Source organism: Chitinophaga sp., assembly GCF_036566945.1.
In the GTDB taxonomy this organism is placed as follows: Bacteria; Bacteroidota; Bacteroidia; order Chitinophagales; family Chitinophagaceae; genus Chitinophaga.
The window spans coordinates 1-4,858 of the sequence record NZ_DATCVJ010000385.1 but is presented as its reverse complement, the minus strand read 5'-3'; the positions used below and the strand labels follow the sequence as shown (position 1 = coordinate 4,858).

General features: G+C 48.6%; 4 protein-coding genes. All 4 read right to left on the bottom strand.

Going from position 1 to position 4,858, the window contains the following annotated elements; all coding sequences use genetic code 11:
* Positions 1-476: 476 nt before the first annotated feature.
* Positions 477-1,049, bottom strand: coding sequence for a LutC/YkgG family protein (locus tag VIP81_RS11335; RefSeq protein WP_331960045.1), 573 nt, complete (start codon positions 1,047-1,049; stop codon positions 477-479).
* Positions 1,046-2,425, bottom strand: a complete 1,380-nt coding sequence (locus tag VIP81_RS11330) for a lactate utilization protein B (protein ID WP_331960042.1) — start codon at positions 2,423-2,425, stop codon at positions 1,046-1,048. Before VIP81_RS11330 ends, VIP81_RS11335 begins: the two co-directional genes overlap by 4 nt.
* Positions 2,406-3,161 carry a (Fe-S)-binding protein gene (locus tag VIP81_RS11325; protein WP_331960039.1) on the bottom strand — a complete coding sequence of 252 codons (756 nt, stop codon included), beginning with the start codon at positions 3,159-3,161 and terminating at the stop codon, positions 2,406-2,408. Before VIP81_RS11325 ends, VIP81_RS11330 begins: the two co-directional genes overlap by 20 nt.
* 306 nt (positions 3,162-3,467) lie before the next feature.
* On the bottom strand, positions 3,468-4,858 hold a 1,391-nt coding region (locus tag VIP81_RS11320), incomplete at its 5' end, for a helix-turn-helix domain-containing protein (RefSeq protein WP_331960036.1).

The following is a 4,858-nucleotide window of genomic DNA, read 5'->3' as shown; positions in this document are numbered from 1 at the left end:
CAAATAACCTTATTGGATATACGAAACAGACAGATCAGCCGAATACGCTATCCGCGTTAAATACTATTAAAGAAATTTTACCAGTGATGCAACATTGGTGGTGATGCAACCGAAATTTTTGCTGTAACGACTTACTTTGCTCTGATTGCTCTAAAGTGTTAAAAAGATGATACATGGTCTTTCAATTTTTCTGGTTAACGCAGTAGGTGACTAAAATATGGCTATGTCAATATGGTTAAAAAAACTGCGCTAAAATAATTCTTACAACGAACGCATTCAAACAAACACCATACCAATTTACTAAATTATTTAATTTCCCGCGTAAAAGTTAGTAAAGTATTTATTAAATACTTCTGTTATTAAATAATAACTAATGAGCCATGGGAGCCCATCTAATATGGATCCCTTACAAATAAATACGGCCTCCCCTGCTAACAGGTGAGGCCGTTAATAACGTAGCCGTGTATACGTAAATTCTATTCGCCTGTAATAAAAACAACGAGGCTTTTGGCGCCATGGGCGCCCAGCACCAATGATTGTTCTATATCGGCGGTTTTGGAAGGGCCCGCAATGAATACGCCAAAACCGGTTTGTGGCGCTCCTATTTTCTCATAGGCTTCATGCATGGTAGGCAGTATGTTTTGCCGGGGTAATACAATAGCCAGGTGCTGGCAAATAAAAGGCAGCACCCTTACGTGCATTTCCTGTTCCGTGAGCCAGATCGCACCATTTTCTGCTACGCCCCATTGTCCGGGTACTACTGCCATGTCTACATCTTCCAGCAAATGGGGATCTTCGTTTACCCATGCACGTTGTATATCTGTAGCGGTGATGATGCGTTGCAAATGTGGATAGTGTTCCGCGAGCAAGGGCGGTATAGCTGATTCATCTTTTATTTCGAATAAGCTGCCGCCCAATGCTTCCAGCACTTTACGGTAGGCTTCCAGCGTGCCGGGCATATTACCGGAGAGTCCCTGCAAAGCCGGCAATGGCGCCGCCTCCGGCTGGTTCTGTTTTACGGCGGCTAATATTTTATCCCTGCTGCTCATGAAGATTTTTTATTTTTTTGATACCATTCGGAGAATGACTGTGCCGGTGGCGCCGGCATTTCCCGTTGTTTGTACCATGGGTTCAGGCGATTATTTACCATTCCGGGAAAAGCACGCATGACCCAACGCCCCATTTTACCGGCGGCTTTATAGGTACCGGGAGTAGATAATACCCCGCTCATAATTTTCATACTGGCGGTTTTAGCAGCGGTGGTATGCCCTTCCTTTACCAATACCTGCCGCCATTTATACAGTTGCTGATGAATATCTATTTTCACCGGACATACATTGGAACAGGAGCCACAAAGCGTAGACGCAAAGGGCAGGTCTGCATAATCCTTCATATCGAGGTTAGGGGCCAGAATAGCTCCGATAGGACCAGCTACGGCTGTATGATAGCTATGTCCGCCGCTGCGCCGGTATACCGGGCAGGTATTCATACAGGCGCCACAACGGATACACTTCAGCGAGTTGCGGAAGTCTTCCCGGCCCAGTTGCCTGCTACGACCGTTATCCACCAGCACAATATGCAGTTCCTGGCCAGCCCTGGGCTGCCTGAAATGACTGGAATAGGTGGTAATGGGCTGTCCGGTAGCGCTGCGGGCCAACAAGCGTAAAAACACCCCCAGGTGCTTACGTTGCGGAATTATTTTTTCAATGCCCATACAGGCAATATGTACATTAGCCAGGTGAGCCCCCATATCGGCATTCCCTTCATTGGTGCACACCACCATCTCCCCAGTTTCCGCTACGGCGAAGTTCACCCCGGTTATGGCGGCGTTTGCCTGGAGGAATTCCTTACGAAGATGCAGTCTGGCTGCCGCCGTGAGGAATTGTGGATCCGCATTCCCGGCTGGGGTACCCAGGTGTTCGTGAAACAGCTCTCCTATCTCTTCTTTCTTTTTATGAATACAGGGCAGTACAATATGGCTCGGTGGTTCCTTTGCCAGCTGTACAATTCGTTCACCCAGATCCGTATCTATCACTTCAATACCGTTGGCGGCCAGATGTGGGTTCAGGTGGCATTCTTCCGTGAGCATCGACTTACTTTTCACCATCCGTTGCACGCCATGCTTTTTCAGTATGTCCGTCACGATCTGGTTATGCTCTGCGGCATCAGCAGCCCAATGCACGATGGCGCCGTTTTGTTGTGCCTGTTGTTCAAACTGCAACAGGTACTCATGGAGATTCCCCAGTGCATTGAGCTTTATCTGTGAAGCGGTTTCCCTCAACAGTTCCCATTCCGGGATGGTCCATGCCATGCGGTCACGTTTTGCACGCACCCACCACAAAGTTTCATCGTGCCAGTTTACCCGGGCTTCGTCCTTGTTAAAGTTGTCCGCCAGCGTTGCGTGATCAGCTATTTGCCTGTTCATGGATATTTTGATTGAGAATTTCAGCAATATGCATCACCTTCACCCCGGCATGCTGCCGGCGTAAAATACCTTCCATGTGCATGAGACAGCTCACATCTGTTCCGGTGATGACCTCTGCGCCATGTTTAACGTGATCGGCTACACGATCCTTGCCCATTTTCACAGACACGGCTTCTTCTGCCACGCAGAAAGTGCCTCCAAATCCGCAGCATTCATCCTGTCTGTCGAGTGGCACCAGCTCCACGCCTGCTACCATACGTAACAATTTTTCCGGTTTGGAAAACGGTGCAGCCACCAGCTCACTCATCTGCGCCAGTGCCAGGCCACGTTGTCCGTGACAGCTCTGGTGTAACCCCACCTTACAGGGGAAACGTGCCGGAAGCGATTCTACTTTCAGGATATCTGTGAGGAATTCGGTCAACTCGTATATGCGTTCACGTATGTGGGTGGCCTTATCCTCCATCGCCGGATCGTGCAAATGATCCTTGATGTGCAATACACAGCTGCCGGAGGGACCTACAATATAATCGTAGTCAGCAAAATTTTTGATGAACAGGGTATTACACTGATGCGTAAGATGTTCGTATCCTGAGTTGGCCATTGGCTGGCCGCAACAGGTTTGTCCCTGTGGGTATTCCACTTCACAACCCAGTTTCTGCAACAACTGCAGGGTGGCAATGCCTACCTGCGGGTAGAACTGGTCAATATAACATGGTATAAATAATCCTACTTTCACGGGTAAAGTAATTTAGATGATCATTGCTGACATGCAAATTTAGCGGGCAATGCGACAGTAATCCTACCTCTTTTTTACCGGTTACTAGCTTATTTTTAGCTTTTAGCGGTTAGCCATTAGCTTTTAGCTTTTAGCAAAATGCAGCGGATAATTGATACTGTTAGCTTTCTGGCAAAATACGTTGAAGAAAATATGTTGGCAACCCGGGCTATCCTGCTTTAGCTTTAGAGAAATGCAGCGGAGATGAACATTCATATAATGTTCTCCGCTGCATTTCTCTAAAAGCTAAAAGCTAATGGCTAAAAGCTATTTCATTATTTGTTCTTCCTGTTTCTTTTTCAGGTACCATTGCACCACGCGGATTTCCGCGAAGCTGGCGGATTCCCCTACTCTTTCCTTGATGGGACCTGCGGCAGTGGCGCCGAGTTCTCCGATATGTTTCAGGATAAGGCGCATGGTCCTTTCCGATACAAACTTATGGATGTCCATTTCGCCGGCTTCCACACATTGTGCCAGGTGGCTTTCGATGGTACCTACGGCGAGTTGGCGGGCAGCGGCAATATCGGGAATCGTTTTGCCGGCCAGGAATAGTTCCAGTGTTCCGCGGCGGCTGGCGCCCTTTTCCACTTTGCCTTTCGCGGCTTTTTCTTTGGCAGCGGCGGCAGGAATAGCGGCAGCAGCGGCATCTGCATCCCGAAGCACGGTATAGTCTTTCAGGCCGGCGGTAAAAGTCAGGTCTGCATAGGAAACCTCCCATACATGCCGTAGTTTATTCCAGCAATCAGACTCCAGGGCCATGAGTTGCAGCAGGTATTTTTTGGACTTTGCTTTCTTCACATCTGCGATGTGGGCCTGCAAAGGCAGTATCAGGTCTTCGTAGATGCTCTGGGTAAAATAGCCGATGGCTTTGTTGACCCGTTGCTGCAATTGTTCCATTTCACCGGTTTGCACGGCGGTATCGAGCAACTGATGCAGCTGCACCACAAATTTAGCAGCCACCTCCTGTTGCTGTTCAACTTTGGCCGACATGCTGCGGCTCAATTTGATGGCGGCATCAAAATCGGGGACTTTTTTATCCTGGATCCATACGGCATGACTGCGTATAGTGGCTTGCATCCGGTACCAGTCGAACAGTTGCAGCAGGGAGGTAGCCTGGAATTTCTTCCGTTCCATTTCCAGCAACACTACCAGTTCGTTGGCTTCATTTTCTTTTTCAGCAAATTCGATGACCTGCCGGTCTGTTTTGATGCTGCCATGTCCGATGCGGGAATGCAGTACCAGTCCATCCAGCGAAGTACAGCGGCTGAGGGCCACATACACCTGTCCGGGAGCGAAGGCGTAGCCCGCGTCGATAATGGCGCGTTCAAACGTAAGCCCCTGGCTTTTATGAATGGTGATGGCCCATGCCAGGCGGATAGGGAATTGGGTAAAACTGCCTATTTCTTCTTCTTCGATGCTGTTTTCTTCCTGGTTGAAGGAATAGCGGATATTACGCCAGGTTTCCTTTCCCAGTTTGAGTTCTTCATGAGAACCAGACAGCACCAGTACAATTTCGTCGTCGTTGATTTCTTTCACGATGGCAATTTTCCCGTTGTAATACCGGCGGGGTTGTGCCAGGTCATTTTTCAGGAACATCACCTGTGCGCCTATTTTCAGCTGCAGTAACAATTCTGTGGGCAGGGCTTTATCACTGAAGT

Excerpts from the sequence above, each read along its gene's own strand:
- VIP81_RS11335 (WP_331960045.1), bottom strand. The coding sequence starts at position 1,049 with ATGAGCAGCAGGGATAAAATATTAGCCGCCGTAAAACAGAACCAGCCG.
- VIP81_RS11330 (WP_331960042.1), bottom strand. The coding sequence starts at position 2,425 with ATGAACAGGCAAATAGCTGATCACGCAACGCTGGCGGACAACTTTAAC.